The 24,968-nt window shown below is 73.6% G+C and carries 26 protein-coding genes; 15 read left to right on the forward strand and 11 right to left on the reverse strand.

Going from position 1 to position 24,968, the window contains the following annotated elements:
- Positions 1-55 precede the first annotated feature (55 nt).
- Together AB0B14_RS13985 and AB0B14_RS13990 are read right to left on the reverse strand one after the other, a co-directional pair.
- Positions 56-535 (reverse strand): hypothetical protein, encoded by a 480-nt coding sequence (locus AB0B14_RS13985; RefSeq protein WP_357522628.1) that lies wholly within the window; start codon positions 533-535, stop codon positions 56-58.
- A gap of 10 nt (positions 536-545) precedes the next feature.
- Complete coding sequence (locus tag AB0B14_RS13990) at positions 546-998, reverse strand: GNAT family N-acetyltransferase (protein ID WP_357070790.1); 453 nt, start codon at positions 996-998, stop codon at positions 546-548.
- A 122-nt stretch (positions 999-1,120) separates the two neighbouring features.
- On the opposite strand from AB0B14_RS13990, the gene AB0B14_RS13995 reads away from it, so the two are divergent.
- The 5 genes from AB0B14_RS13995 (at position 1,121) to AB0B14_RS14015 (ending at position 5,107) form a co-directional block, all read left to right on the forward strand.
- Positions 1,121-1,675, forward strand: coding sequence for a Uma2 family endonuclease (locus AB0B14_RS13995; protein ID WP_357522629.1), 555 nt, complete (start codon positions 1,121-1,123; stop codon positions 1,673-1,675).
- Between the two features lie 41 nt (positions 1,676-1,716).
- Positions 1,717-2,511 carry a class I SAM-dependent methyltransferase gene (locus AB0B14_RS14000; RefSeq protein WP_357522630.1) on the forward strand — a complete coding sequence of 265 codons (795 nt, stop codon included), beginning with the start codon at positions 1,717-1,719 and terminating at the stop codon, positions 2,509-2,511.
- Between the two features lie 287 nt (positions 2,512-2,798).
- Entirely contained in the window at positions 2,799-3,068 is a 270-nt protein-coding gene (locus AB0B14_RS14005; protein WP_357522631.1) for a hypothetical protein, read from the forward strand.
- Positions 3,068-4,108: a hypothetical protein gene (locus AB0B14_RS14010; RefSeq protein ID WP_357522632.1), complete on the forward strand. Its 1,041-nt coding sequence runs from the start codon at positions 3,068-3,070 to the stop codon at positions 4,106-4,108. The genes AB0B14_RS14005 and AB0B14_RS14010 overlap by 1 nt, the downstream gene beginning before the upstream one ends.
- 69 nt (positions 4,109-4,177) lie before the next feature.
- Complete coding sequence (locus tag AB0B14_RS14015) at positions 4,178-5,107, forward strand: LLM class F420-dependent oxidoreductase (RefSeq protein WP_357522633.1); 930 nt, start codon at positions 4,178-4,180, stop codon at positions 5,105-5,107.
- Between the two features lie 22 nt (positions 5,108-5,129).
- On the opposite strand, the gene AB0B14_RS14020 is transcribed toward AB0B14_RS14015, so the two are convergent.
- Positions 5,130-5,567, reverse strand: a complete 438-nt coding sequence (locus tag AB0B14_RS14020) for a hypothetical protein (protein ID WP_357522634.1) — start codon at positions 5,565-5,567, stop codon at positions 5,130-5,132.
- 20 nt (positions 5,568-5,587) lie between these two features.
- On the opposite strand from AB0B14_RS14020, the gene AB0B14_RS14025 reads away from it, so the two are divergent.
- Positions 5,588-6,439, forward strand: a complete 852-nt coding sequence (locus AB0B14_RS14025; RefSeq protein WP_357522635.1) for a hypothetical protein — start codon at positions 5,588-5,590, stop codon at positions 6,437-6,439.
- The gene (locus AB0B14_RS14030; protein ID WP_357522636.1) at positions 6,436-7,719 is read left to right on the forward strand and encodes an FAD-binding protein; all 1,284 of its coding nucleotides are present in this window, start codon (positions 6,436-6,438) and stop codon (positions 7,717-7,719) included. Before AB0B14_RS14025 ends, AB0B14_RS14030 begins: the two co-directional genes overlap by 4 nt.
- Positions 7,720-7,787: 68 nt before the next feature.
- Here AB0B14_RS14030 and AB0B14_RS14035 read toward each other — a convergent pair whose 3' ends face one another.
- Positions 7,788-8,945: a site-2 protease family protein gene (locus tag AB0B14_RS14035; RefSeq protein WP_357522637.1), complete on the reverse strand. Its 1,158-nt coding sequence runs from the start codon at positions 8,943-8,945 to the stop codon at positions 7,788-7,790.
- 49 nt (positions 8,946-8,994) lie between these two features.
- Positions 8,995-9,849, reverse strand: coding sequence for an alpha/beta hydrolase (locus AB0B14_RS14040; RefSeq protein ID WP_357522638.1), 855 nt, complete (start codon positions 9,847-9,849; stop codon positions 8,995-8,997).
- A gap of 280 nt (positions 9,850-10,129) precedes the next feature.
- Here AB0B14_RS14040 and AB0B14_RS14045 point away from each other — a divergent pair, with 280 nt between their 5' ends.
- From AB0B14_RS14045 to AB0B14_RS14060, 4 genes are read left to right on the forward strand one after another with little or no spacing between them, the layout of a single operon-like run.
- A complete protein-coding gene (locus AB0B14_RS14045; protein WP_357522639.1) occupies positions 10,130-11,029 on the forward strand; it encodes an ABC transporter ATP-binding protein in 900 nt (299 codons plus the stop codon).
- Between the two features lies 1 nt (position 11,030).
- Positions 11,031-11,843 (forward strand): ABC transporter permease, encoded by an 813-nt coding sequence (locus AB0B14_RS14050; protein ID WP_357522640.1) that lies wholly within the window; start codon positions 11,031-11,033, stop codon positions 11,841-11,843.
- A 28-nt stretch (positions 11,844-11,871) separates the two neighbouring features.
- Positions 11,872-13,002: a histidine kinase gene (locus tag AB0B14_RS14055; RefSeq protein ID WP_357522641.1), complete on the forward strand. Its 1,131-nt coding sequence runs from the start codon at positions 11,872-11,874 to the stop codon at positions 13,000-13,002.
- Positions 12,999-13,631, forward strand: coding sequence for a response regulator transcription factor (locus AB0B14_RS14060; protein WP_357522642.1), 633 nt, complete (start codon positions 12,999-13,001; stop codon positions 13,629-13,631). The genes AB0B14_RS14055 and AB0B14_RS14060 overlap by 4 nt, the downstream gene beginning before the upstream one ends.
- A 10-nt stretch (positions 13,632-13,641) precedes the next feature.
- Here AB0B14_RS14060 and AB0B14_RS14065 read toward each other — a convergent pair whose 3' ends face one another.
- On the reverse strand, positions 13,642-14,547 hold the full coding sequence (locus AB0B14_RS14065; protein WP_357070745.1) for a L,D-transpeptidase: 906 nt from the start codon (positions 14,545-14,547) through the stop codon (positions 13,642-13,644).
- A gap of 199 nt (positions 14,548-14,746) precedes the next feature.
- Between AB0B14_RS14065 and AB0B14_RS14070 the strand changes: the two genes are divergently transcribed.
- From AB0B14_RS14070 to AB0B14_RS14085, 4 genes are read left to right on the forward strand one after another with little or no spacing between them, the layout of a single operon-like run.
- Complete coding sequence (locus AB0B14_RS14070; protein WP_357522643.1) at positions 14,747-16,429, forward strand: hypothetical protein; 1,683 nt, start codon at positions 14,747-14,749, stop codon at positions 16,427-16,429.
- Positions 16,429-17,892, forward strand: a complete 1,464-nt coding sequence (locus tag AB0B14_RS14075) for an NADH-ubiquinone oxidoreductase-F iron-sulfur binding region domain-containing protein (protein WP_357070739.1) — start codon at positions 16,429-16,431, stop codon at positions 17,890-17,892. The genes AB0B14_RS14070 and AB0B14_RS14075 overlap by 1 nt, the downstream gene beginning before the upstream one ends.
- A 37-nt stretch (positions 17,893-17,929) precedes the next feature.
- A complete protein-coding gene (locus tag AB0B14_RS14080; protein WP_357522644.1) occupies positions 17,930-18,556 on the forward strand; it encodes a redoxin domain-containing protein in 627 nt (208 codons plus the stop codon).
- A complete protein-coding gene (locus AB0B14_RS14085) occupies positions 18,553-19,428 on the forward strand; it encodes a cytochrome c biogenesis CcdA family protein (RefSeq protein ID WP_357522645.1) in 876 nt (291 codons plus the stop codon). The genes AB0B14_RS14080 and AB0B14_RS14085 overlap by 4 nt, the downstream gene beginning before the upstream one ends.
- A gap of 93 nt (positions 19,429-19,521) precedes the next feature.
- Here the strand turns inward: AB0B14_RS14085 and serS are convergent, their stop codons facing one another.
- The 5 genes from serS to AB0B14_RS14110 form a co-directional block, all read right to left on the reverse strand.
- Complete coding sequence (gene serS, locus AB0B14_RS14090) at positions 19,522-20,805, reverse strand: serine--tRNA ligase (RefSeq protein ID WP_357070730.1); 1,284 nt, start codon at positions 20,803-20,805, stop codon at positions 19,522-19,524.
- Between the two features lie 142 nt (positions 20,806-20,947).
- Positions 20,948-22,030: a MerR family transcriptional regulator gene (locus AB0B14_RS14095; protein WP_357522646.1), complete on the reverse strand. Its 1,083-nt coding sequence runs from the start codon at positions 22,028-22,030 to the stop codon at positions 20,948-20,950.
- Between the two features lie 25 nt (positions 22,031-22,055).
- A complete protein-coding gene (locus tag AB0B14_RS14100; RefSeq protein WP_357522647.1) occupies positions 22,056-23,237 on the reverse strand; it encodes a saccharopine dehydrogenase NADP-binding domain-containing protein in 1,182 nt (393 codons plus the stop codon).
- A gap of 49 nt (positions 23,238-23,286) precedes the next feature.
- Complete coding sequence (locus AB0B14_RS14105) at positions 23,287-24,414, reverse strand: alcohol dehydrogenase catalytic domain-containing protein (protein WP_357522648.1); 1,128 nt, start codon at positions 24,412-24,414, stop codon at positions 23,287-23,289.
- Positions 24,411-24,839, reverse strand: a complete 429-nt coding sequence (locus AB0B14_RS14110; protein ID WP_357522649.1) for a hypothetical protein — start codon at positions 24,837-24,839, stop codon at positions 24,411-24,413. Before AB0B14_RS14110 ends, AB0B14_RS14105 begins: the two co-directional genes overlap by 4 nt.
- Positions 24,840-24,968: the final 129 nt, after the last annotated feature.

The following is a 24,968-nucleotide window of genomic DNA, read 5'->3' on the forward strand; positions in this document are numbered from 1 at the left end:
AGGTGACTCACATCCTGTTTGTTGAGGCTTGCCGGCGCAATGCTGACGGCCTACGTCAACGTGGCCTTGACAACGCGTCCTCGATGGTCGACGCGGCGGCTCGGGCTGGCGTCGGCAGTCGGTCGCCCGCCTCGCCGAGGTCGGCGACGAGATGCAGGGCCAACGCGTACAGCGAGCCCGGGGCGGCGTCCAGGGCGGCGTCCACCGTGCCGCGCACCAGCACCGCCCGACGGAACCGCGCGTCCCACCGCCGGTCGGCGGCAATCCATCGTCCGAGGTCGGCCACGGCGGCCCGCACCGCCGCGATCTGCGTCGAGTAGCGGACGTCGAGCTGCCGCTGCCGCGACCGCCGCGCCGCCACCAGGCGCTGCCGGCGCTGCTCGGCGGCCTGCCGACTGCCGAGGCCCAGCGCCTGTGCCACCTGCGCCCACGTCGCGCCGCCGTGCCGCGCCCGGTCGATCAGGTCCAACTCCTGCTCGTCCAGGCGGGCACGGGCAACCTGGACGTCCGCCAACCGCCCCAGCTCCGACGTCACGCTGTCAATGTTACGTTGACAGCGGCGTCGGTGCGCGCACCAGGAACACGTCCACCGGATCCTCGGCCTCGAGCGTGAACCCGTGTCGCTCGTACAGCCGCCGGGCCGGACTGCCCCGCAACACGTTCAGCCGGACCGGGGTGCCGTCGCGGTCGCACCGGTCCAGCAGCTCGCGCAGCACCGCCGTGCCGATGCCGCTGCCCTGCAGGTGCGGTGCCAGGTAGAAGTGCTCCAACCAGCGGGCGTCGTCCGCCGGGCGCAGCGCCACGCAGCCGGCGAACGCGCCGCCCACCTCGACAACCCAGGTGTACGCCGGCACGAAGCCGTCGCGCAGGCGTTGCCGCACGCGCTGATCGTCGTAGCGCCCGAGTCGCTCCAGATCGGCCCGCAGCACCACGGCGCGCAGCTCGGCCACGGCGTCGACGTCCGCCATCGAGGCCGGCCGCAGCTCCCACTCCACCATGATCACCACGCTAGCGCTGCCCCACGAGAAGTCCGACACCCCGCCCGCCCTGCTCGACCCGGCACGCCGACGTCGCTGAGCGGAGCGGGGTGAGGTGCCGCTCGTCAATTAGGATGAGGCTCATGAGCGCTGAGGCCGTCGGCATGCACATGCCCGCCATCGTGACGCTCGACGACGTGGCGGCGATGAACGCCGCCGACCCGAACGGCCACCGTTACGAGACCAGCCCCGAGGGGGTCCTGTCGGTCATGCCGCCCCCCGACTCGGACCACGCCATGATCGCCAGTCGCCTCTTCGCCTGGCTGATCATGGCAGGTTGGCCCGCCGAGCAGGTGCTTCAGGCGGCCGGGCTGCGCATCTCCGGCCCGGATGGCAACGGCGGTCGCATCCCCGACCTCAGTGTGTGGCGCAAGCCGCCGACCCGCAGCGTCTGGGCGGCGGTCGACGACGTCGTGCTCGTCGTGGAGATCGTCTCGCCGGGCTCGGAAGCGATCGACTCGGTGACGAAGGTCCGCGAGTACGCGTCGGCGGGGATCCCGCGCTACTGGGTGGTGGACCGGGACGGCGCGCAGACGGTCACCCTGCATCGGCTGGACGGGGACGGCAGCTACGAGGAGCGGGCCCGGATGCCGTTGGCGTGGCTGCTGCAGACGACTCCCGCCGATCATCTCGACTGAAATTCACCGCCGAGTGACAGCGCCCGTCGTATCGTGCCGGCATGACGCACCCGGTGTGGGCGGACAGTGACGCGTACGAGGCGTACGTCGGTCGGTGGAGCCGCCTGGTCGCGGCGGAGTTCCTGCGCGAGTTGGGCGTGGCGCCCGGTCGGCAGTGGCTGGATGTCGGCTGCGGCACCGGCGTGCTGACCTCGACGATCCTCGCCGACGCCGCGCCCGCTCGGGTCACCGGCGTCGACCGGTCGGTGGGTTTCGTCGCGACCGCGCGTACCCGGGTCGCCGACGCGCGGGCGACCTTCCAGGCGGGCGACGCCCGCGCGCTGCCGGTGGGTGACCGCACCGCGGACGTGGTGGTGAGCGGGTTGACGCTCAACTTCGTGCCGGAGCCGGCGCGGGCGGTGGCGGAGTTCACCCGGGTGGTCCGGCCGGCGGGGACGGTGGCCGCCTACATCTGGGACTACGCCGACGGCATGGCGATGATGCGGCACTTCTGGGACGCCGCCGCGCAGCTCGACCCGGCCGCGGCGACGCTCGACGAGCAGAGCCGTGGCACCGTGTGGCGGCCCGAGGCGTTGCGGGCGCTCTGGGAGGACGCCGGCTTGGGCGAGGTGTCGGTCCGACCGATCGACGTGCCGACGGTCTTCACCGACTTCGCCGACTACTGGACGCCGTTCCTCGGTGGGCAGGGCACGGCGCCGGGGTACCTCACGACGTTGGCCGAGCCGGCCCGGGACGCGCTGCGGGAGGCGCTGGCGGCCCGTCTTCCGGTCGAGCCGGACGGCTCGATCCACCTCGGCGCGCGCGCCTGGGCCGTGCGGGGTGTCGCGGCCGGGTAGCAACCGCGACTCACGTTTCCGCAGGTCAGTGGGGGTCTGTGTCGTGCACCGGACAAGACGCTAGGGCTTCCGGCGGAGCACTGTTGGGGCAGGTGCCGACTCCGCTGGGGGCGCCCGCAGCGGGTTCCTCCTCACCGGGACAAGGACGTCATCACCGCCGACGCCGCATGGTCGCGTCGCCTGGGCCGGTGTCCCGTCTTCCCTCGCGCACTTCTGTGCGTCACGTCGGCTCGGAGTCGCTCATTCGTGCGCCCGGACCCGGCGACCTATCTCAGAGAGGCATTTCCATGGCCGCTCCCACCGCAACCGCAACCCTGACCGCGCCGGTCTACTCGCCGGGCGACCAGATGCTTTTGACAGTCACCTACGCCGACACCGACACCAAGCCGTTGACAGTCACCATCGTGGTCACCGACGCGCAGGGCAACAGCAGCGCACCCGTCAAGGTCACCGCGGTCATCGACCCGCTTACCCTGACCGTGACCGACAGCTCCGGGCGCATCTGGACCCGGGTCTCCGACAACGGTGCCGTCGCCGTGTACCGGGCGGTGGCGTGATGCCCCGCGTCACCGTCCAGGTGCGCGACACGGCCGGTAACACCGCGACGGCCACCGCCGACTACATCGTGGGTAGCCAACCGGTGCTCGGCGGCTACTACCTCTCCGGTGGTGCCGACCCGACCGCCGACATGGCCGGCGGCAACTTCCGCTCCCTGACCCAGTACCGCAGTTTCGCCGACGGCTACATCTTCCCCGGCTACAACCGGCCCTGGCTGGTCACCCTCGGTAAGGCGGGGGTACAGATCAACATGGTGTTGGAACTCAAGCACTACGGCGCCGCGGACACCGGCCCGCAGACCTTCACCGTGGACGGCACCACCTACACCGTGCCGGCGCCGTCGATGACCATCCAGCAGCGCCCCGGCACGACCTGGCCGAAGGCGTACGGGTACGGACAGGTGGTCAGCGGTCAGTGTGACGGGTTGTTCGCCCGCGCGCTGGCGCAGTATCGGACGCTCGGCTTCGGCGTGAACATCCAACTCGCGTCCGAACTGGACACCGACCACGAGTTCGGCACCACCGAAGCCGGTGTTCCGTACACCTGGGCGCAGTCCGACGCCCGCGCGGTGCAGGCGATCAACTACATCCTCACCTGGTTCAAGGCGCGGACGCTGCCCGGCGGTACGACGTTCTCGCTCGGCATCGGCGGCTTCGACCGGGCCTGCTTCCAGCGCGTCCACCCGGAGTCGCTGATGACCCGGCTGGACTTCCTCCAGTGGAACGTCTACGGCACCAACGCCAGCCACACCGCGCTGGCCCGGTTCCGCCGCAACAAGGACTGGGCGGTGGCCGACCTCGGTCCGGTGGCGCTGTCCCGCCGGGTGCTCATCGCCGAGTGGGGGGTGCGGGTGGCCGAGATCCCCAACCAGGCCGCCTGGATCGCCACCGTGCCGGCGGCCATCGCCCAGCTCAACGCCGAGGGTGGACCGCCGATCGCCCGCACCAACTACTTCAACTCCGGGTGGGGCACGCTGACGCCGAAGGCGACCGGGCTGGCCGCGCTGCGGTCCGCCTACGCCACCCTGCCGTACGCCTGAGTCCGCGGCTCGGCGACCCGGTCGGTGCGACTGCCGACCGGGTCGACCGGGGGACCCTATGCTCGGATGATGGAATTGCGGATCTTCACCGAACCCCAGCAGGGCGCCAGCTACGACCAGTTGCTCGCCGTCGCCCGCTGCGCCGAGGACGCCGGCTACGGTGCGTTCTTCCGGTCCGACCACTACCTCAAGATGGGTGACGTGACCGGCGAGCCCGGTCCCACCGACGCGTGGACCACGCTGGCTGGCCTGGCCCGAGACACCAGCCGCATCCGGCTCGGCACGTTGATGACCGCGGCCACCTTCCGGCTGCCCGGCCCGCTGGCGATCACCGTGGCGCAGGTCGACCAGATGAGCGGCGGTCGCGTCGAGTTGGGCATCGGCACCGGCTGGTACGCCGAGGAGCACAGCGCGTACGGCATCCCGTTCCCGCCCCTGGCCGAGCGGTTCGACAGGCTGGAGGAGCAGCTAGCGGTCATCACCGGGCTCTGGTCCACGCCGGCGGGGCAGCGCTTCGAGTACGACGGCCGGTACTACCCGGTCCGGGACTCGCCCGCACTGCCGAAGCCCGTGCAGCAGCCGCGCCCGCCGATCCTGCTCGGCGGGACGGGCCCGAAGCGCACCCCCAGGCTTGCCGCCCGCTACGCCGACGAGTTCAACCTGCCGTTCGCCTCGGTGCCGGACACGGCGGCCCAGTTCGACCGGGTCCGCGCCGCGTGCGGGGAGATCGGCCGGGACCCGGCCGAGATGGTGTGGTCCAACGCCCTGGTGCTCTGCTGCGGACGCGACGACGCCGAGGTGGCCCGTCGGGCCGCCGCGATCGGCCGCCAACCGGACGAGTTGCGGGTCAACGGCCTGGCCGGGACGCCCGGCGAGGTCCTGGACACCATCGGCCGGTACGCGGAGATCGGCAGCCAGCGGCTCTACCTACAGGTGCTGGACCTCGGCGACCTGGAGCACCTCGAACTGGTCGCCCACGAGGTCATGGCGAAGCTCTGAGCCAACCGGCCGCTGCCTGTCGTCAGGCGCGACGGTGGGCGCCCACGCCCGTCCCGGGCAGGTTCGCCTCGCCCAGCACGGTGTCCAGCCGGCCGTCCCGGTCACTGTCCACGTAGGTGATGTCGGCGATCCCGTCGCCGTCCACGTCGATCTGCACGACGTCGGCGACGCCGTCGCCGTCGAGGTCGGTGACCACCTCCACCGAGCCGTCCAGGTGCCGGGTCACGATCGACTGTGGTCCGGCACCCGGCGCGCGCGGCGCGGGGCCGGGTGCCGGCACCGGAGTCGGGGCCGGTGCGGGTGCCGGGGTGGGTCGGGGACCGGGCGTGGGCGACGGATGGCTGGGCAACCCGCCGGTTGGCGGCGCGCTGGCCGGCTCGACGCCGCTGCCGGTCGGGTCCAGTTCCTCCTCGGAGGGGAACACGTCGCCCCGTGGGGCCGGATCGCGGTAGCTGCTCATGGGCGTAGGGTTCCCCGGCGATGACGAGAACAACCGTGCCCGATCGACCGGTGTCCTCGGTGGGCGGTTTGGCGGAGGATGCGGGAACCGACGCCACGGTCATGAACGGGGGTCCGAGCGTGGAACTACGCCGGAATCGGGGGGCCCGTGCGCTCGCTCTGGTGTGCGTACTCGGTGGGGTGCTCCTCTTGGTCTATCCCAGCGACGGCGCCCCGCTACGGACGATCATCGCGGGGGGTGCCGTCGCGCTCGGCGTCGTGGCGCTGGTCAGCGCGCTGCGGCCGTTCCGGTTCGGAATCGGCGCCGAGGGGCTCACCATCCGGCGGCCCGGCCTGCGCCGGGACATCCGGTGGGCCGAGGTCGACGCGTTGGTCCTGGACGAGCCGCCCCGCCGCGACGGCTACCGGAGGCCGCCGCGACTGCTGCTGGTGCCCGTGCCGGGTGTGCCGCTGGAGCCGGTGACCGCCCGCCACCCACTCGACGGTCGCCCCGCCATCGAGGTGCTCGTCCTCGACCAGGTCCGTGAGCAGCCCGACCAGGTGGCCGCCGCGCTCACGCAGTATGCCGGTGACCGTTTCGTCGACCTGCTGGCGCTGCGCCGAGCGGCCTTCGCCGACCCGGACCTGCCGGTGGGCCTGCGGGGCTACCAGATGGACCGGGTCGACCGGTTGATCCGCCGTGGCCAGGACGCCCTGCTGGCCGGGGACGCGCCGAGCCGTCAGGCGGCCCGGGGTGAGATCGAACGCGCCAGCGCGGCCGGGCTGCCGATCGCCCAACGTGGCTACCACACGTTCCAGACGGATACGGTTCTGGACGCCCTCGTCGCCGCGTTGGCCGACCACAAGTCCACCGATCGGGAGACCGCAACATGATCGCGCACGGACCGCACGCCACACCGGCCACCGCGGCCGACGTTCCGCGCCGCAACTGGGCCGGCAACGTGCGGTACGCCGCTCGGGCGTTCCACCGGCCGACGTCCACCGACGAACTGCGCCGCCTGGTCGCCGGCAGCACCCGGATCCGGGCGGTGGGCAGCGGGCACTCCTTCAACCGCTTCGGCGACACCGACGGCGACCTGGTCACCCTCGCCGGGCTGCCCCCGGTCGTCGAGGTGGACCGCGAGCGCGGGCAGGCCACCGTGAGCGGCGCGATGCGCTACGGCGACGTCGCCCGACACCTGCACACCCAGGGGTACGCGCTGGCCAACCTCGCCTCGCTGCCGCACATCTCGGTGGCCGGCGCGGTGGCCACCGCCACCCACGGCTCCGGTCCGACCCACGGCAACCTGGCCACCGCGGTCGCCGCCCTGGAGTTGGTCACCGCCGACGGCGACCTGCTGCGGGTCGACCGCGAGACCGACCCGGACACGTTCGCCGGCATGGTGGTCGGTCTCGGCGCGCTCGGCCTGGTCACCCGGGTCACCCTGGACGTGGTGCCGGCCTACGAGCTGCGCCAGTACGTGTCGCTCGACCTCGACCGGGAGGCGTTGGACGAGGCGCTCGACTCGGCGTACAGCGTGAGTGTCTTCACCGACTGGCGGGCACCCCGACTGCGTGAGGTGTGGCGCAAGCAGGTGGCCGACCAGCCGCCGCCCCCGGCGGACTGGCTCGGCACCACCGCCGCCACCGAGCCACGGCACCCGGTGCTCGGCATGTCACCGGAGAACTGCACCCCGCAGCTCGGCGAACCGGGCCCGTGGCACGAGCGGCTGCCACACTTCAAGCTCGGCTTCACCCCGAGCAGCGGCGACGAGTTGCAGTCCGAATACCATGTGCCGCGTACGGCGGCAGCCGACGTGCTCGCCGCACTGGACGAGGTGGCGCACCTGATCGCGCCGGTGCTGCTGGTGTGCGAGCTGCGGACGGTGGCGGCGGACGAGCTGTGGCTCAGCCCGAACCACCAACGGGACAGCTTCGTCGTGCACTTCACCTGGATCGACGACACCGCCGCCGTACTGCCGGTGGTGGCCGCGGTGGAGGAACGCCTGGCGCCCTTCGCGCCCCGCCCCCACTGGGGCAAGGTCTTCGTCACCGACCCGACGGAGCTGGCCGCCCGCTACCCCCGCCACGCCGACTTCGTCGCCCTACTGCCCCGCCAAGACCCAACCGGAAAGTTCCGCACCAACCTCCTGGACAACTACTTCCCCCGCTGACCCCCCGGCGCTGTTGATCATGGAGTTACTGCCGCCGTTTCCGGCGTGTCGTGACGATAACCCCATGATCAACGCGAGTGGGTGGGGGTTGGGGTGGGGGTTGGGGTGCGTAGGGTGCTGCGTTGGACGGCTCGGCTGATGTCGCTGGGGGAGACTATTCCGGTTAGGCGGCCGTCTTCCGTTACCACCAGGGCTCGGCCGTCGGCGCACTCGCTGAGGCGGGGGAGCAGGTCGTTGAGTTCTTCGCCGGGCTGGGCTAGGACCAGCTGGTCGGCCCGGCAGGCCACCTCGGCCAGCGTGGTCGACGCCCGCCGCTCGGCCGGCACACCGCGCACCCGGTCGACGGTGACCAGGCCGGTCGGCCGGCCCTCCTCGGTGAGTGGCAGCGCCGAATGCCGGTACGCGAACAGGTAGTGGTCGACGAAGTCGGCGACAGTCATCTCCGCCGAGGCGGTCTGCGGCTGCGGTGTCATAACGTCACCCACCCGAACACCGCGCAGCGCGCTGCCGGTGCGGGCCTGTCGCTCCTCCATCCCGGCGGCACCGATCAGGAACCAGCCGATCAGGGCCAGCCAGAGCCCACCGAAACCCACCCCGGACAGGAACTGCCACAACCCCAGACCGATCAACAGGACGCCCAGCACCCAACCCGCCCGCGCGGCGACCACCGAGGCTCTGGTCCGGTCACCGGTGGCCTTCCACACCGCGGCGCGCAGCAATCGGCCGCCGTCCAGCGGTGCGGCCGGCAGCACGTTGAAGATGGCCAGCAGCACGTTGATGCCGGCCAGCCAGGCCACCGCCCCGAAGAGCAGCCCATCCTGCCCGGCCAGCGCGAGCAGCGCGGCGATCGCGCCGAAGAACGCCCCGAGCAGCAGGCTGACCAGCGGGCCGACACCGGCGATCCGCAGCTCCGCGCCCGGGTCGCGCGGCTCGCCCCGCAACTCGGCCACCCCGCCGAACAGCCACAGCGTGATGCCGTCGACCTCCAGCCCGTTGCGCTTGGCCACCACCGCGTGCGACACCTCGTGGGCGAGCAGGCCGACGAAGAAGACCACCGCCGCCACCAGCCCGGCGAGGGTGTACGCCACGGACGAGCGATCCGGGTAAGAACGGGGGAACTGGTTGGCGGCCAGCCCCCACGCGATCAACGCGAAGATGACCAGAACGCTCCAGTTGACGCCGACCGGCACCCCCGCGATCCGACCGAGTCGGAAACTGGCCCTCATCCCACCGAGATACCCCGCCAGACCGTCGACATGCCGGAAACCCTGCCGGTCAGCGGCGGGGTGCTTCGCTGGCGATTGTCGCCTCCCGGGGCAGGGCCGCCGCGCGCAGCGCCCAGTCCAGCGCGTAGTCGGCGACCTCCTCCCAGCCGTCCTGCCCGACGGTGAAGTGCGACCGGCCGGGAAACTCCTGGTACGCGGTGAGCGCCCGGGACTTCTGGTAGAGCCCCGCGTTGGCGCGCACCACCGACGCCGGCACCACGTGGTCCGCCCCGCCGGCCAGCAGCAGCAGGGGCGCGCGGTCGTCGCGTGCGGTGTCGACCCGGGCGGGTGAGCGCGGGTCGACGTTGGCGAACGCGCCCTCGAAGAACACCCGGCCGGCGCCGGGGACGGCGTAGCGCTGATAGGCCCGGTCGGAGTCGGCACGGCTCATCGTGTTGCCGAACGTGTAGGCGAAGTCGTCCGGGGTGAACGGCACGGCCCTGCTCCGGTTGGCGGGGCTGCGCAGGATCGGGAAGCCGGAGCGCAGCTGACTCAGCGGCACCTTGAGCACCCCCTTCACCGCCGCGGGATGCACCCCCACCACCGCCGCGCCGAGACCCCGGTCGGCGAGGACCTGGGCGAACAGGCCGCCGAACGAGTGGCCCATGATGATCGGTGGTCGGGGCAGCGCCCGGATGATCCTGTCGTAGTGCGCGACGATCGTGGCCATGCTCTGCTCGGCGATGGGGGCGGGGTCGTCCCGCAACTCCTCCACGGACCGGTCCATCCCGGGCCAGGCCGGGGCGATGACGTGCATGCCGCGCGCGGTGTACCGCTCGGTCCACCCCTGCCAGCTGCGCGGGGTCATCCAGAGCCCGTGGATCAGCACGATCGTGTCGACCTGGCCCTGCGGCGTGGCACCCATCGCATCCTCCCGGTGTCGCGGCGTCCGGCCCGGCGGTTACCCGCTGCCGCGCGGGGAATTCCTCCGCCGGTGCTCGCCTCGTCGTGCCGCGTGTGGGGCGGACATGGCAGAGAGCGTGATGACACAGGGGCATATTGATGACTCAGGGGCATCACGCTCGCGGTGGTGCTCGCTCGCGCGGCGGTCACTCTGCGTGCCGCCCAGGCCCTGACAAATGTCATGGCCGGGACGTGACGACCGCTCCGGGCATCGGGGTACGCGCCGCCGGAGCATGGTTGACATGACCAGTACGCATCCGGCCGTCGAGTTGAGCGGCCTCACCAAGACCTTCGGCGCGGTCACCGCGGTCGACGGGCTGAGCCTGCGGGTGCAGCCCGGCGAGGTGGTGGCGTTCCTCGGCCCCAACGGGGCGGGCAAGACCACCACCATCGACATGCTGCTCGGTTTGGCCCGCCCGGACGAGGGCACCGTCCGCATCCTCGGCGGCACCCCGGACAACGCGGTGGCCCGGGGTCGGGTCGCCGCCGTGCTCCAGACCGGCGGGCTGCTCAAGGACCTCACCGTCGGCGAGACGGTCGAGATGAGCGCGCACTTCTACCGGCACACCCGCCCGACGGCCGAGGTGCTGGAGCGGGCCGGTATCGCCGACATCGCCGGGCGGGTCGTCGGGCGGTGCTCCGGCGGGCAGCAGCAGCGGCTGCGCTTCGCGCTGGCGCTGTTGCCCGACCCGGATCTGATGGTGCTCGACGAGCCGACCACCGGCATGGACGTCGAGGGCCGACGGGACTTCTGGCAGGCCCTGTGCCGTGACGCGCGGGCCGGCCGGACCGTCATCTTCGCCACCCACTACCTGGACGAGGCCGACGCGTACGCCGACCGGATCGTGCTGGTCCGGCAGGGGCGCATCGTCGCCGACGGCACCACCGCGGAGATCAAGAACCTGGCCGCCGGCCGCACGGTCCGGGCCACCCTCCCCGGCGCCGACCAGGCCGCGCTGGCCGCGCTGCCCGGCGTCGACGCCGTGGAGGTACGCGGCGACAGCGTGCTGGTGCGCACCGGTGACTCGGACGCGATCGCCCGGCACCTGCTCACCCGCACCGACGCCCGGGACGTGGAGATCACCTCCCGCAACCTCGAGGACGCCTTCCTCGCCCTGACCACCGCGCACACCGGAGCCTGAGATGACGACCATCGCCCCCACCCCCACCCCCACCCCCGCCCGTGCCGCCGAGCCGGACCGTCGGCTGCCCGCCCTGGGCGGGTTCGCTCCGGGAGTCCTGCTCATCGAGCTGCGCCGGGTGCTGCGTAACCGCCGCACCCTCGCCTTCACGCTGATCATGCCGGGCGTCTTCTTCCTCATCTTCGGCCTGCCGCAGGGCGGGCAGTCGCTGGACAACGGTCGCCCGGTCACCGCGTACGTCATGATCAGCCTGGCGGTGTACGCGGCCATGGTGGCGACCACCAGCGCGGGCGGCGCGGTCGCCACCGAGCGGGCACTGGGCTGGAGCCGGCAGCTGCGGCTCACCCCGTTGCGCCCGACCGCGTACGTGGCCACCAAGCTGGTCACCGCGATGACCCTCGGCCTGCTCGCCGTCGTCGTCGAGTTCCTGGTGGGCGCGGCGGCCGGTGTGCGCATCCCCGCGTACGTCTGGCTGCTGTCCGGGCTCGCCGCCTGGCTCGGCTCGCTGGTGTTCGCCGCGTTCGGCCTGTTCATCGGCTACCTGGTGCCGGCCGAGAACGTCATGCAGTTCATCGGCCCGATCCTGGCCGTGCTGGCCATGTTCGGTGGCCTGTTCGTCCCGGTCGAGGTGCTGCCGGAGGTGCTCCAGGAGGTCGCGAAGTTCACCCCGGTGTACGGCATGGGTGTGCTGGCCCGCGCCCCGCTGACCGGCGAGGGGGTGAGTGTGGCGGCGGTGGCCAACCTCGTCGTCTGGGCACTGCTCTTCGGTGTCGGTGCGGCCCGGCTGTTCCGCCGGGACACCGCGCGGGTCTGACCCCCGCGCGACGGCTAGCGTGAACCCGATGGACTCCCTGACGGGTCAGCCCCGACCGGTGAGCCGCCGATGGCGGTTCACCGGTTGGCTGCTGGCCGCGGTGTGGCTGTTCTTCCTCAATGTGCCTCTCTCCACCGCACTGCACCAGCCGCAGCCGTGGCGGCGGGTGGTCGGCGTCGCCACCCTGATCGCCTTCGGTCTCGGCTACGTGCTGCTGTTCCAGTGGGCCCGTCAGCTGCGTGAGCACCTCCGACCGATCCCCCCACGCCGGGCGGGGCTCGCGCTGACAGGCCTGGTGGTGCTGGGTCTGGCCAGCATCCCGGGCACCGCCGGGGACTGGACGGCCACGCTGGTGTTCGTGGCCGCGTCCGCGGTGTTCCTGCTGTCCGCGGCGCAGGCAGTGGTCATCGTGGCGCTCTGCGCGCTGATTCCACTGGTGGGGGCCTGGCTGGTGCCGACCTGGACGGGGGAGAGCACGGTCACCGTCGCGGTCCTGCTCGCCTCGTTCGCCATGTTCGGGGTGTCCCGGCTGGCGCAGCGCAACAGCGAACTTCGGGCCGCCCAGCAGGAGATCGGCCGGCTCGCGGTCGCCGAGGAGCGGGCCCGCGCCGCCCGCGACCTGCACGACATTCTCGGGCACTCGTTGACCGTGGTGGCGATCAAGGCCGAGTTGGCGGGCCGGCTCATCGAGGTGGACCATGCGCGCGCCGCCGTCGAGATCGCCGAGGTGGAGGCGCTGGCCCGCGCGGCGCTGGCCGACGTACGGCAGACGGTCGGGGCGTACCGCGAGGTCACCCTCGCCGCGGAGGTGGCCGGCGCCCGCTCCGCGCTGGCCGCGGCGGGCATCGCGGCGGACCTGCCGGCCGAGGTGCCGGCGCTGCCGGACGAGTGGGACCGGTTGTTCGGGTGGGCGGTGCGGGAAGGGGTGACGAACGTGGTCCGGCACAGCGGGGCACGGTGCTGCACGATCCGGGTGCACCCGGACCGGGTCGAGGTGAGCGACGACGGGCGGGGTCCGTCCACTCCCGACGCCGGCGGGTACGGGCTGATCGGCCTGCGTGAGCGGGCGCGGGAGTTGGACGCCGCGCTCAGCGTCGGCCGCCGGCCGGACGGGAGTGGCTTCCTGCTCCGGGTGCACGCCCCGGCGGGGGCCCGGTGAGCGGCGACTCCCCGCCGATCCGGCTGCTGCTCGCCGACGATCAGGCACTGGTCCGGGGCGCGCTGGCCGCGTTGCTCTCGCTGGAGGAGGACCTGAGCGTGGTGGCCGAGGTCGGCCGGGGCGACGAGGTGGTCCCCGCTGCGCGCCGCAGCAACCCCGACGTCGCCCTGCTGGACGTGGAGATGCCCGGCCTGGACGGGATCGCCGCCGCCGCCGCGTTACGGACCGCGGTGCCGACCTGCCGGGTGTTGGTGGTGACCACCTTCGGCCGGCCCGGCTACCTGCGTCGGGCGATGGAGGCCGGCGCGAGCGGCTTCGTGGTCAAGGACACCCCGGCTCGGCAACTCGCCGACGCGGTCCGCCGGGTGTACGCCGGTCTGCGGGTGGTCGACCCCGCACTGGCCGCCGAGACCCTGGCCGCCGGGGTGAGCCCGCTGACCGACCGGGAGACCGAGGTGTTGCGGACCGCCCGCGGCGGTGGCACGGTCGCCGACCTGGCCAGGGTGCTGCACCTGTCCGAGGGGACGGTGCGCAACCACCTCTCGGCGGCGATCGGCAAGACCGGTGCGCGCAACCGGGCCGAGGCGATCCGGGTCGCCGAGCAGAACGGCTGGCTGCTCGGCGAGTGACGGCCGCACCTCAGGCGGTCGGGGGCGGGGTGGGCAGCTTGTCGACGACCACCACGCTGCTGCCGGGCCGGACCTCGGCGAGCAACTCCCGCTGGCCGCTGCGGGTCAGCCGGATGCAGCCGTTCGTGGTGTTCGCACCCAGCTCGTCGTCGTTGTACCAGGTGTGCACCCCGATGTGGGCGCCGCGCAGCCCGGCCGGCACCGACTCGGGGTCGTCGGGCACCGAGCCGAGGGCGTAGATGTCCACGCCTCCGTAGACCTCCTCGGGCGGCGGGGTCCGACCCAGGACGAACGTCCGCCCCAGCGGCGTCTCCTGTCCCGACTGGCCGAGGCTGACCTCCCAGGAACGCACCGCCGCGCCGGCCCGGTACCAGGTGAGCCGGTGGACCTTGCGTTCCACCACGATCTGGTCGCGCAGCGCCACGGTGTCGAACCCGCCGGCCGGCAGCCAGGCGAGGCGCCGATTGGCGGAGGGCAGCAGGACGGCCGTCCAGCCGGCGCGCCGCTCGGCGATCGGCATGGTCAGCTCGACGCCGCTGATCGTGGGTTCGAGGAAGGCGCGCGGACGGCCGCCGGGTGCGTCGTACGCGGCGATCCGCCTGGTCGGGTGCACGCCCTCGGTCAGCGGCGTGGTGTCCAGGGTGGCCGGATCGGCGGGGAAGCCTCCGGGCGCGGGGTCGTAGTCGACCACCGGCAGCCCGGCCGGGGCGGGCGCGGCCGGGAGGACCAGCTCCTCCGGGCTCTGCTCGGCACTGCTCGGGGTCGGGTCGGCGGCCGCGATCCGTCTGTCGGGGGCCGTGCCGGGGGTCAGCGCCTGACCCACCAGCAGCGCGGTCACCAGCAGGGCGGGTACGCCGATGGCGGCGGCCACCCAGACGCCACGACGGCGGTACTTGGACTTTCGGTCAAACGGCACCAAACCACTCTAAGGTGGCGGCCGGCTCGCGGCTCCCGGTTCGCGGATACCCGCCGACCGAAAGGTCCCGACCCCGCACCGAGGGGGACGCCAACGCACGTCGACGCACCTCGGTTCGATTCCGGCCCAGAAATTTTTCGGCGCGGGTGATCCGCGCGCCCCGCCGGCCCGTACTGGATGGGGGAGCAGGGGTCGGCCGGTGGTACGCCGCCGCGAGACGATCGAGGAGCACATGGCCCGGGCACAGCAGAACCAGAAGGCGGCCACCGTCCGGACCAGCGCCAGCAGTCGGGGGGTACGCACACCGTCAAGGTCGGCGACCACCCTGCTGATCGCGTCGGTGCTCGCCGCACTGTGGGCGGCGGTCATGCTGACGGGCGCTGGACAGAAGGCGTACGCGTACGGCTTCTTCTTCACCGAGTTCTTCGCCGGGGTGATCTCCCTGGTGACGTTGAGCCTGACCGTGATGCTCGGCCTGCTCGCCACCGACCGTCTGGTGCTGCGCATCTCGCACCGGGTGCTGATGCAGTCGGCGCACCGGGCCACCGGCGTGCTGGGCGTGGCCGGGCTCGGCTTCCACGTCCTCACCAAGATCGCCACCGGGCGGGCGGCCGCGACCGACGCGCTGGTGCCGTTCGTCGGCGGCCGAGGGCTCTACGTCGGGCTCGGCACCGTGGCCGCCCTGCTGATGGTCAGCGTGATCTGGACCGGCATCATCCGGGCCCGCTTCGCCGGTGTCGGTCCCAAGTGGCTGTGGCGCACCCTGCACTCCACCGCGTACCTCGCCTGGCCGTTCGCCGTGCTGCACGGCCTCAACGCCGGTCGGGCCGCGAGCCCCTGGGTGGTGTTCAGCTACCTCGGCTGCATCCTGCTCGTGGTGCTGGCCCTGCTGGTCCGGCTCTCGGTCACCATCGGCCGGCGCAGCCGCGAACAGCACCAGGCCGCGGTGCGCAACGCGGCGCTGGCCGGGCGGGCCAAGGAGACGAACACCGGCCGGTCGCTGCTGGCCGGGCTGAGCCGACGCAAGAACGCCGACGCGGACAAGCGTCCCGCCTGGGCGGAGACCACCACCGCCACCTGGGCCGCGCCGGCCGCGCGGCGTGACCCGGACCGGTTCACCGTTCCGGTGGTGCCCGAGCCCGGTTCCCTCGTCGAGTCGACCCGACCCAGTCGTCGCCGGCGTGCGGAAGAAGAGCCGGCGGCCCGCCGCGACACCGAGCGACAGTCGCGCGGCCGGCGCGACGAGGCGGAGTCCAGGGCCCGCCGGTCGCGCCGCAGCGCCGAGGAGACCGTCGCCCGCGGGCGCGACGACGAGGAGATTGTCACCCGTCGACGCGACGAGGAGGAGTTGGAGCCGGTGACCCGGCGGCGCGGCTCCCGTACCCGGGACGAGGCCGTTCCGACCGGTCGGCGACGCGCCGACGAGCCGGCCGCCGAGCGGTCCCGCCGCCGGTCGCGCAGCGAGGACGACGGCAGCCGCTACTCGGCGCCGCCGCAGCCGACGGTCGAGCCGGAGGAGCCGTGGGACAGCCCGCTGCGCTGGCAGGCCGTCGAGCCGATCTCCGCCGGCCCCGTCTCCGTCGAGCCGATCTCCGCCGGCCCGATCTCGGCCAGCCCGATCTCCGCGACGCCGCGCAGCGGCAGCGGCCGGCACAGTGTCGAGGACGACGTGCCGGAGGAGCCGGACTACTGGCGTCCGCCGGCCCGGTACGTGCCGGACGAGGTCGCGCCGCCCGTCGACGACACCCCGACCCTTGTCGACCTGGCGTCCCGGCGCGCTCGGCGGGCAGCCGGCGAGGGTCGGTCCGCGAAGCGTCGCAAGGCCAGCGCGGACGCGGTGGACGGGGCGTACTGGGCTGGGCTGCGGGGTGAGGCGAAGTGATGCGCACGGCAGTGCCACCGGTCGCGTGCGTGGGTGAGCCCCGGCTCACCGCCGGCTTCGCCGAGTTCGGTCGGCTCGACCTGGCCGCGCACGAGGAGGTGCACGGCCCAATCGGCCCGATGGAGCCGGCGCAACTGCTCCGGCTCGCCGAGGGCATGCAGCTCAAGGGCAAGGGCGGGGCGGGTTTCCCGTTCGCCCGCAAACTGCGCGCGGTGTTGGAGTCCTGCGAACGGCAGGACCTCGCCGCCGTGGTGGTCGTCAACGCCACCGAGGGGGAGCCGGCCAGCTGGAAGGACAAGGTGCTGCTCACCCGCGCCCCGCACCTGATCCTGGACGGCGCGGCGCTGGCCGCGTACGCGTTGGACGCCGACGAGATCGTGATCGGTGTGGCCGACGACGGGGTCGGCCGGGACTCGCTGATGGAGGCCCTCGAAGAGCGCCGGATGCCGGTGCTGACCACCATCGTCACCGTGCCGCACCGGTTCATCTCCGGCGAGGGCGGCGCACTCGTCAACGGGATCAACGGCCTGCCGCACATCCCGCCCGGCACCAAGAAACGCTCCAGCGACTCCGGGGTCAGCGGCCTGCCCACCCTGCTGTCGAACGCCGAGACGTACGCGCAGCTCGCCGTCGGCGCCCGCCTCGGCCCGTACGAGTACGCCGCGCTCGGCACCGACGACGAGCCGGGCACCGTGCTGCTCACCGTGACCGGCGCGGCGGGCCGGCCGGCCGTGGTGGAGTGCACCGCCGGCATGCCGCTGCGCGACGTCCTCGACCTGTGCGAGGTGCCGGAGACCCAGGGCATCCTGATGGGCGGCTACCACGGCAAGTGGATCACCCCGGAGGCTGCGGACAGTGCCGAGGTGTCCCGCAAGGGCCTGGCCGCGGTCGGCGGCACCCTCGGTGCGGGCATCATCGTCCCGCTCGGCGTCGACACCTGCCCGCTCGGTGAGGCCGCCCAGGTGGTGCGCTATCTCGCCGGGGAGTCCGCCGGCCAGTGCGGGCCGTGCAAGATGGGCCTGCCGGACCTGGCCCGCGCGGTGGACCTGGCCGTGGCCGGGAGCCAGCCGGCCGACGTGGTGCGAGCCGCCGCCGGCGAGGTGAGGGGCCGGGGCGCGTGCAGCCACCCGGACGGCACCGCCCGGTTCGCGCTCTCCGCGATCGAGGTCTTCGCCGACGACCTGCGACTGCACACCACCGGAGACGGCTGCGGCCGGCGGGTCAAGGGTGTGATGGGGCTGCCCGGCGCACCCGACGCGAACCCGCAGAAGCTCACCCTGGACTGGTCGCGCTGCGACGGGCACGGCCTGTGCGCGCACGTCGTACCGGACTTCATCCGGCTCGACGCGAACGGATACCCCGCCTTCCCGCCCACCCCCGTGCCGACCTGGCTGCGGGAGGGCGCGCTGAAGGCGGTCAAGGTGTGCCCCGAGCTGGCTCTGCGCCTCGCCAAGGCCGAGTAGGAAAGGGCACCTTCTCGCCGAACGAACGGAGACGCGCATGCGCAGCTGGCACGTACCGAGGCGGTTGGCCGGGGTTGGTGCGGCCCGCCGTGCCGGCGCCGCCGTGGCGTTGGCCGCCGCGCTGCTCGGCGTGGTCTCCTGCACCGGTACGGCCACCCCGGCACCGGCGCTCGCCGGCACCGCGCCGGCCACCACCGGTGCCCCGCCAACCACCACCGCCGCCGCGACCGGCTCGGCGAGTACGGCCCCGGCAGCGGTCCCGGACGTGCTGCGCTTCACCGGCACCACCCTCACCGGCGCGGCGTTCGACGCGGCGCAGCTCGCCGGCAAGCCGGTGGTGCTGTGGTTCTGGGCGCCGTGGTGCGCCACCTGCGCCAGCCAGGCCTGGACGGTGGCCGAGGTCGCGCCCCGCTACCGGGACACCGTGCCGATCATCGGCGTCGCCGGGCTGGGCGAGCAACGGGCCATGAGGGAGTTCGTCACCGAGTTCGACCTCGCCGCAACGCCACAGATCGACGACCGCAAGGGCGTGCTCTGGAAGCGGTTCAAGGTGACCCAGCAGAGCATCTTCGTGCTCATCGATCGCAGCGGCACGGTGGTCCACCAGGGCTTCCTTGACGGTGAGGCACTCACCGCCCGGGTCGCCGCACTGGCCGGGGCGTGACCGGCCCCCTGCTGCTCGCGCTGACCGCCGGCATGCTCGGCGCGGTCAACCCGTGCGGCTTCGCGTTGCTGCCCGCGTACCTCTCGCTGTTGGTCGCCGGGGCGTCGGACGCCCGCGGCGCGGTCGGCCGCGCGCTCACCGCGGCGGCCGGGCTGACCCTGGGGTACGTACTGGTGTTCGGCGCGTTCGGCCTGGCGCTCGCGCCGCTGGCCGGCTGGCTGCGGCCCCGGCTGCCGTGGCTGACCGTGGCGCTCGGCGTGCTGCTGGCGGTGGCCGGCTGCTGGCTGCTCGCCGGCCGACGACTGCCCGCACCCGGCTGGACCACCCGGGCACCCCGGCTGACCCGCTCCTGGCCGTCGATGGCGCTGTTCGGCGCGGCGTACGCGCTGGCGTCGCTCGGCTGCGCCATCGCCCCGTTCCTGGCCATCGTGGTGACCAGCCTCCAGGCCGGCTCGACCGGGCAGGGGTTGGCGCTGTTCGGCGCGTACGCCCTCGGGATGGGCCTGGTGGTCGCGGTCGCCGCGCTGGGTGTGGCGCTGCTGCGCGACGGTCTGGTGGCCCGGCTGCGCGTCGCGGGCGCGCTGGTGCCCCGCCTCAGCGGCCTGGTGCTGCTGCTCGCCGGCGGTTACGTAGCCTGGTACGGCTGGTACGAACTGAGGCTGGCCGCCGGAAGCCGACAAGCCCTACAAGACCCGGTCATCCAAGCGGCCGCCCAGCTCCAACAAACCCTAGCCAACACCCTGAACACCCTAGGCCCAGCGCTACTGCTGGCCGCACTAGCCACCCTGCTCCTGACCGCGCTCCTCCTCCACCACCCCCACCCCGTTGATCATGAGGTTATTGCCACGACACGCCGAGGCGAGGGGCAATAACTCCATGATCAACGAGGCGGGACAGGGCGGAGCGGGGCAGGGCGGAGGGGGAGGGCAGGGGGGCGGGGGAGGGCAGCGGGGGCGGGGCGGGGGTTAGCGGGGGGTTAGGCGGTCTGTTCCTAGGCGGTCTTGGAGGACCTTGGGGATCAGGACGCTGCCGTCGGGCTGCTGGTTCTGCTCCAGGATGGCGGGGAACAGGCGGCTGGTGGCCAAGGCGGAGCCGTTGAGGGTGTGCACGAAGCGGGTCTGCTTGCCGCCCGGCTCGCGGTAGCGGATGGCCGCCCGACGCGCCTGGTAGTCGCCGGACCAGGAGACCGACGACACCTCCTTGTACTTGCCGGTGCTCGGCATCCACACCTCGATGTCGAGGGTCTTGCGCATGGCCGCGCTGGCGTCACCGGCGGAGAGCAGCGAGCGCTGGTAGTGCAGGCCCAGCCCCTCGACCAGGCTCTCCGCGTGGGCGAGCATCTCCTCCAGTGCCGCGTCGGCCTGCTCCGGCAGGGTGAACTGGAAGATCTCCACCTTGTTGAACTGGTGCCCGCGCACCGTGCCGCGCTCGTCGGAGTGCGAGCCGGCCGACTCCCGCCGGTAGCACGGCGTGTACGCGAAGGCCTTCAGCGGCAGCTTCGGGGTCTCCAGGATCTCGTCCTGGTACGCGCCGAGGATCGCCGTCTCCGAGGTGGGCAACAGGAACTGCCCGCGCGGGGCGGACTCGGCGTCCAGGTGGTAGACGTCGTCGTAGAACTTCGGGAACTGCCCGGCGGCGAAGCCGGCCGAGTCGAGCAGCAGGTGCGGCGGGAGCAGGAATTCGTACCCGGCCTTGACGTGCTGGTCGATGAAGTAGTTGAGCAGCGCCCACTCCAGCCGGGCGCCGGCACCGGTGTACATCCAGAAGCCGGAGCCGCCGAGCTTGACCCCGCGTTCGTAGTCGACGAGGCCCAGCGCGCGGCTCAACTCGACGTGGTCGCGGACCTTGTCGATCACCGGCGGCTCGCCGAAGGTCTTCACGACCCGGTTGGCTTCCTTGCCGCCGGCCACCACGTCGTCGGCCGGCAGGTTGGGCAGCTCACTCATCGCCGTACGCAGCCGCGACTGCACCTCGTCCAGTTGGGACTCCAGCTCGGCGAGCTGCTTACGCTCGGCCTCCGGCGCGGCGGCCTGCGGCTCCTCGCCGGCCCGCTTCGCCTGCGCGTACGCCCGAGCCTCGGCCTTGCGACGCTGCCGCTCGGCGTCGATCTCCGTGATCAGGGTGCGGCGTTCCTGGTCGAGCCGCTGGATCTCGTCCAGCGCCCGGGTGACCTCGGCGGGATCCAGACGCTTCGCCAGCGCGGTCGCCACCGCCTCGCGATCCTTCCGGATCAACTCCATGTCGAGCATGCTGCTCCGTACGCCTCCGTCCGGGGTCACAGGTGAACCACCCGATGCTACCGTCGCGGGCTTTTCCTCCCGGAACGGGGAGTGCGGCACTCCCGGAACGGGGAGTGCGGCACTCCCGGAACGGGGAGTGCCGGCCGCGCAGTCAGAGCCGGATCGGCATCAGCACGGAGTAGGTGTCCGCGTCGTCCGGTCGGCGTACGGCCAGCGGGGCGATCGGGCCGTCCAGCTCCAACACCAGCTGCGGCGCCCCGGCCGCGGTCAGCGCGTCGAGCAGGTAGCCGCCGTCCACGCCGACCCGCAGCGTGTCGGAGGCCAGGTCGGCGGCGGGGAGCAGCCGCAGACCGCCCTCGTCGTCGACGCCGAGCACGGTGACCGCCCTGGTGGTGCCGTCGTGGTCACGGGCGACGGTGGGAGCCGCCGGGTCGGCCAGCGCGGCGCGCAGCGTCGCCACGTCCACCGGGATCCGGCGGGCGGCCGGCCGGTCGCCGACGGCCTTGCGCAGCAGCCGGCGGTAGTCCGGGAAGTCGTACGGCAGGGCGGTGCCGGTCACCGTGGCCTCGGCCACCCGCACCCGCAGGTCCGCGCCGGCCACGCTCAGCCACACCGGTGGGGCGTCGGCGGCGTCGAGCAGCGGGCGGAGCCGGTCAACGAGGGCCACCGGCACGAACACCCGCACCGGCGGTCCGTCGACGTCGGCCCCGGCCCGAGCCAGCGCGAGCCGGTACCGGTCGGTGGCGACGAGTCGGACCCCGTCGGGCTCCACGTCGAGCAGCACGCCGGAGAGCATCGGCAGCTCCGGGTCGACGCCGACGGCGAAGCGCACCGCGTCGAGCGCGGCGGCCAGGTCGGCGGGGGAGAGCAGCAGCGTGGTGGTGGCCGGCTGGGCCGGGTCGACCAGGGCCCGCAGCCGGGCGGCCTCCCGACGGGCGTCGGTGAGCCCGTCGGCGAGCCGGCGCAGGTGCGCGTCGAGCATCCGGTGCACCACGGCCGGCTCGGCGCGGACCGCGGCGGCGATCTCCGGGACCGGCACCCCGATCCGGCGCAGCCCGGCCACCAACCGGGCCGGGGTGATCTGCTCGTCGGTGTACCAGCGGTAGCCGGTCACCGGGTCGACCAGGGCCGGCTGAAGCACCCCCGCCGAGTCGTAGAAGCGCAACGCGCTGACGGTCAGGCCACTGGCCCGGGCCAGCTCACCGATGCTGTGCAGGTCGCTCACGCTGGGCATCCTGCCCCCTCGACCCGGTCGAGGGTCAAGCCGAGCGGCCCAGCACCCGGAAGGTGAGCCCGGCACGGACGAGCCGGTCGAGCAGCGCGTCCCCCATCGCGGCGACCGGGGTGAGCTGCCCGGCGGTCGGCGGCAGCTCGTCGAGTGCCAGGCAGAGCGCCGACTCGGCGAGCATCTTCGCCGTCTCGTCGTAACCCGGGTCGCCGCCGGCCACCTCGGTGACCACCCGCCGCCCGCCGCCGGTGCCGACGAACCGGACCGTGAACCAGGACGCCGCCCGCTGCTCGGCGGTCGGCCCCTGCCCGGACGCGAGCCGACCGAGCAGCCAGCGTCGACTGGGCGGCAGCCGCACCAGCCCGATCAGCGCGCCGAGCCCGACCGCGCCGGCCAGCACGGTGGGCAGCCGCTTCACCGCGGCGAAGTGCCGGTACCGGAAGTCCGGGCCGTACTCCGGGCGGGCCGCCGCCGACCGGCGGACCACCTGCGGGTCGATTGTCGGCAGCGGCACGGTCCAGCCGCCCACCTCGGCGGAGCGGGCCAGCCGGCCCGGCACGGCGCGGACCCGGCGGTCGGTGGGGCGCGGCTCGACCGCCCGGCGCTCCCGGGCGGCCCGGCTGGCCTGCCCGGTCCGGGAGAACGCGGTGAGCGCCGAATGGTAGGTGCCGGCGGAGACCCGGCCACCGGCGCGGACGTGACCGTCCACGGTGATCGGAACGTCGGCGGGCAACTGCTTGACGGTGAACCAGACGCCCAGGTCGTGCGGGACGGAGTCGAACCCGCAGGCGTGCACCAGCCGCGCGCCGGTGCCTGTCGCCTGGGCGTGGTGGCGCACGTACATCAGGTCGACGAACTCCGGCTCGCCGGTGATGTCCAGATAGTCGGTGCCGGCCGCCGCGCAGGCCGCGACCAGCGGCTCACCGTGGTGGACGTACGGGCCGACCGTGCTGGCCACCACCCGGGCGCTCTCCGCCACGGCCCGCAGCGACTCGGCGTCCGTCACGTCGGCGGTGAGCAGCGGCAGGTCGGCACGTGTCGGGTCGATCGCGGTGAGCCGGTCCCGGACGGCGGCCAGGCGGGCCGGGTTGCGGCCGGCCAGCGCCCAACGCAGCCCGGCCGGCGCGTGTCGGGCCAGGTATTCGGCGGTCAGGCCACCGGTGAACCCGGTCGCCCCGAACAGCACCACGTCGTACGTCCGCTCGCCAACCATCCCCGGAGTCTGCCACCTGCTCGCGTCGACGCACGGTGCCGAGCAGACGTCACGGCGTGAACACGGCCCGTACGCAGCCGTCGGCCCGGTCCCGGAACAGCGCGTACCCCTCGGGGCCGTGCGCCAGCGGCAACCGGTGGGTGGCCAGGTGTTCGGTGCGCAGCTCGTCGCGGGCCATCCGGTCCAGCAGCATCGGCACGCTGCGCAGGTCCGGCCGACGGGCCCCGCGCAACGTCAGCCGTCGGTCGGTCACCGTGCCCAGCGGGAACGCGTCGACGAACCCGTCCGTCCCGCCGAGCAGCACCACCACACCGCCCTTGCGGCAGGCGTGCACGGCCTCGCGTCTCGCGTCCGGCCGGTCGGCAGCGAACCGCTCGGGTGGCGGCGCGCCGACAGTCACCACGCACACGTCCGGCCCGCGCCCACCGCTGCGGTCGCGCAGCTCCGCCGCGACGTCGGTGCGACGGTAGTCCAGCGGCTCCGCCCCGGAGTGCCGCTCGGCCATCCGCAACCGCTCCTCGTGCCGGTCGACGACGAGCACCCGGGCGGCACCGTGCAGCACCGCCGCCCGAGCGGTCAACTGACCCACCGCCCCGGCACCCCAGACCGCCACCACGTCCCCGGGCCGCACCGCGCCCAGCTCGGCGGCCAGCCACCCGGTCGGCGCCGCGTCGGCGGCGAACACCGCCCGGTCGTCGTCGACCGCGTCCGGCACCGGGAAGGCACTCACATCGGCGTACGGCACCCGCACGTACTCCGCGTGACCGCCCGCGAACCCGCCCGCCGCCCGGGGCCGGCCGAAGCAGCCGGCGTCCGAGTGTCCCCGGTCGGGGTCGTCGCTCGCCTGGTCGGCATGGGCGTTGTCGCAGCAGGAGTGCAGGCCCTGACGGCAGTACCAGCAGCCGCCGCAGGCGACGCTCGCGCCGACGACCACCCGATCGCCGCCCCGGTGCCGGCGGACCCCGGGACCGACCTCGACCACCTCGCCCAGGAACTCGGCCCCGAGCACGTCGCCGGAGCGCAGCAGGGGGTGCCGTCCGGCCAGCAGCGGCAGGTCGCCGCCCGCGGTGGCACTGCGACGTACCCGGACGATGACGTCCCGCTCGTTGCGCAGCTCCGGGTCGGGCACCTCGCGTACCGCCAGCTCGTCGGCGGCCACCCAGCACAGCGCCCTCACCCGCGGACCTCGGGGCGGTCCAGCGCCGATCGGTCGGCGCGCAGCACCTCGCCGGCCTCCACCCGCTGCTTGATCTGGCGCAGGGTCCGGCGGACCAGCAGATGGGGGTCGTCGCCGACCAGGTGCGCGGCCAACCCGACCGGCGGGGTGGCGCCGGCCACCGGTCGGGCGGCCAGCTCGGTGCCCCGGTCGCCGGGCGCCGGGCGCACCCGCACCTCGACCGCGCCGTCCAGGCGGCGCAGCGGTTCCGGCCACCGACCGGCGGGCAGCACCTGCTCCGGCGGCCGGTCGACGGTCACCACCTCCCACCGGGCCGCCGCGGCGGGGTCGCGGTCCGCGCCGGTCCGACGACGCCACCGGGGTACGCGCAACAGGCGCGCCGCTCCGCTGCGCGCCGCGCCGCCGAGGGCGGGTCCTGCCCGCACCAGCCGTCCCATCGCTCCCACCCGTCCCACGTCCTCCCGGTCCACGTCCCCCGATCGTCGGTCGCCCTCGGGTGAAGCGTGCTCGCCCGGAAGGGGTGAACCGGCCCGCGTCGGGTAACCGCTCGCCGA

This window comes from Micromonospora sp. NPDC049171, assembly GCF_040648275.1.
In the GTDB taxonomy this organism is placed as follows: domain Bacteria; phylum Actinomycetota; class Actinomycetes; order Mycobacteriales; family Micromonosporaceae; genus Micromonospora.

What these genes read in the sequence shown, in the direction of transcription:
- AB0B14_RS13990 (WP_357070790.1), bottom strand. Translation starts at nt 998, where the DNA reads ATGGTGGAGTGGGAGCTGCGGCCGGCCTCGATGGCGGACGTCGACGCC.
- AB0B14_RS13995 (WP_357522629.1), top strand. Translation starts at nt 1,121, where the DNA reads ATGAGCGCTGAGGCCGTCGGCATGCACATGCCCGCCATCGTGACGCTC.
- AB0B14_RS14000 (WP_357522630.1), top strand. Translation starts at nt 1,717, where the DNA reads ATGACGCACCCGGTGTGGGCGGACAGTGACGCGTACGAGGCGTACGTC.
- AB0B14_RS14005 (WP_357522631.1), top strand. Translation starts at nt 2,799, where the DNA reads ATGGCCGCTCCCACCGCAACCGCAACCCTGACCGCGCCGGTCTACTCG.
- AB0B14_RS14010 (WP_357522632.1), top strand. Translation starts at nt 3,068, where the DNA reads ATGCCCCGCGTCACCGTCCAGGTGCGCGACACGGCCGGTAACACCGCG.
- AB0B14_RS14015 (WP_357522633.1), top strand. Translation starts at nt 4,178, where the DNA reads ATGGAATTGCGGATCTTCACCGAACCCCAGCAGGGCGCCAGCTACGAC.
- AB0B14_RS14020 (WP_357522634.1), bottom strand. Translation starts at nt 5,567, where the DNA reads ATGAGCAGCTACCGCGATCCGGCCCCACGGGGCGACGTGTTCCCCTCC.
- AB0B14_RS14025 (WP_357522635.1), top strand. Translation starts at nt 5,588, where the DNA reads ATGACGAGAACAACCGTGCCCGATCGACCGGTGTCCTCGGTGGGCGGT.
- AB0B14_RS14030 (WP_357522636.1), top strand. Translation starts at nt 6,436, where the DNA reads ATGATCGCGCACGGACCGCACGCCACACCGGCCACCGCGGCCGACGTT.
- AB0B14_RS14035 (WP_357522637.1), bottom strand. Translation starts at nt 8,945, where the DNA reads ATGAGGGCCAGTTTCCGACTCGGTCGGATCGCGGGGGTGCCGGTCGGC.
- AB0B14_RS14040 (WP_357522638.1), bottom strand. Translation starts at nt 9,849, where the DNA reads ATGGGTGCCACGCCGCAGGGCCAGGTCGACACGATCGTGCTGATCCAC.
- AB0B14_RS14045 (WP_357522639.1), top strand. Translation starts at nt 10,130, where the DNA reads ATGACCAGTACGCATCCGGCCGTCGAGTTGAGCGGCCTCACCAAGACC.
- AB0B14_RS14050 (WP_357522640.1), top strand. Translation starts at nt 11,031, where the DNA reads ATGACGACCATCGCCCCCACCCCCACCCCCACCCCCGCCCGTGCCGCC.
- AB0B14_RS14055 (WP_357522641.1), top strand. Translation starts at nt 11,872, where the DNA reads ATGGACTCCCTGACGGGTCAGCCCCGACCGGTGAGCCGCCGATGGCGG.
- AB0B14_RS14075 (WP_357070739.1), top strand. Translation starts at nt 16,429, where the DNA reads ATGCGCACGGCAGTGCCACCGGTCGCGTGCGTGGGTGAGCCCCGGCTC.
- AB0B14_RS14080 (WP_357522644.1), top strand. Translation starts at nt 17,930, where the DNA reads ATGCGCAGCTGGCACGTACCGAGGCGGTTGGCCGGGGTTGGTGCGGCC.
- serS (WP_357070730.1), bottom strand. Translation starts at nt 20,805, where the DNA reads ATGCTCGACATGGAGTTGATCCGGAAGGATCGCGAGGCGGTGGCGACC.
- AB0B14_RS14095 (WP_357522646.1), bottom strand. Translation starts at nt 22,030, where the DNA reads ATGCCCAGCGTGAGCGACCTGCACAGCATCGGTGAGCTGGCCCGGGCC.
- AB0B14_RS14100 (WP_357522647.1), bottom strand. Translation starts at nt 23,237, where the DNA reads ATGGTTGGCGAGCGGACGTACGACGTGGTGCTGTTCGGGGCGACCGGG.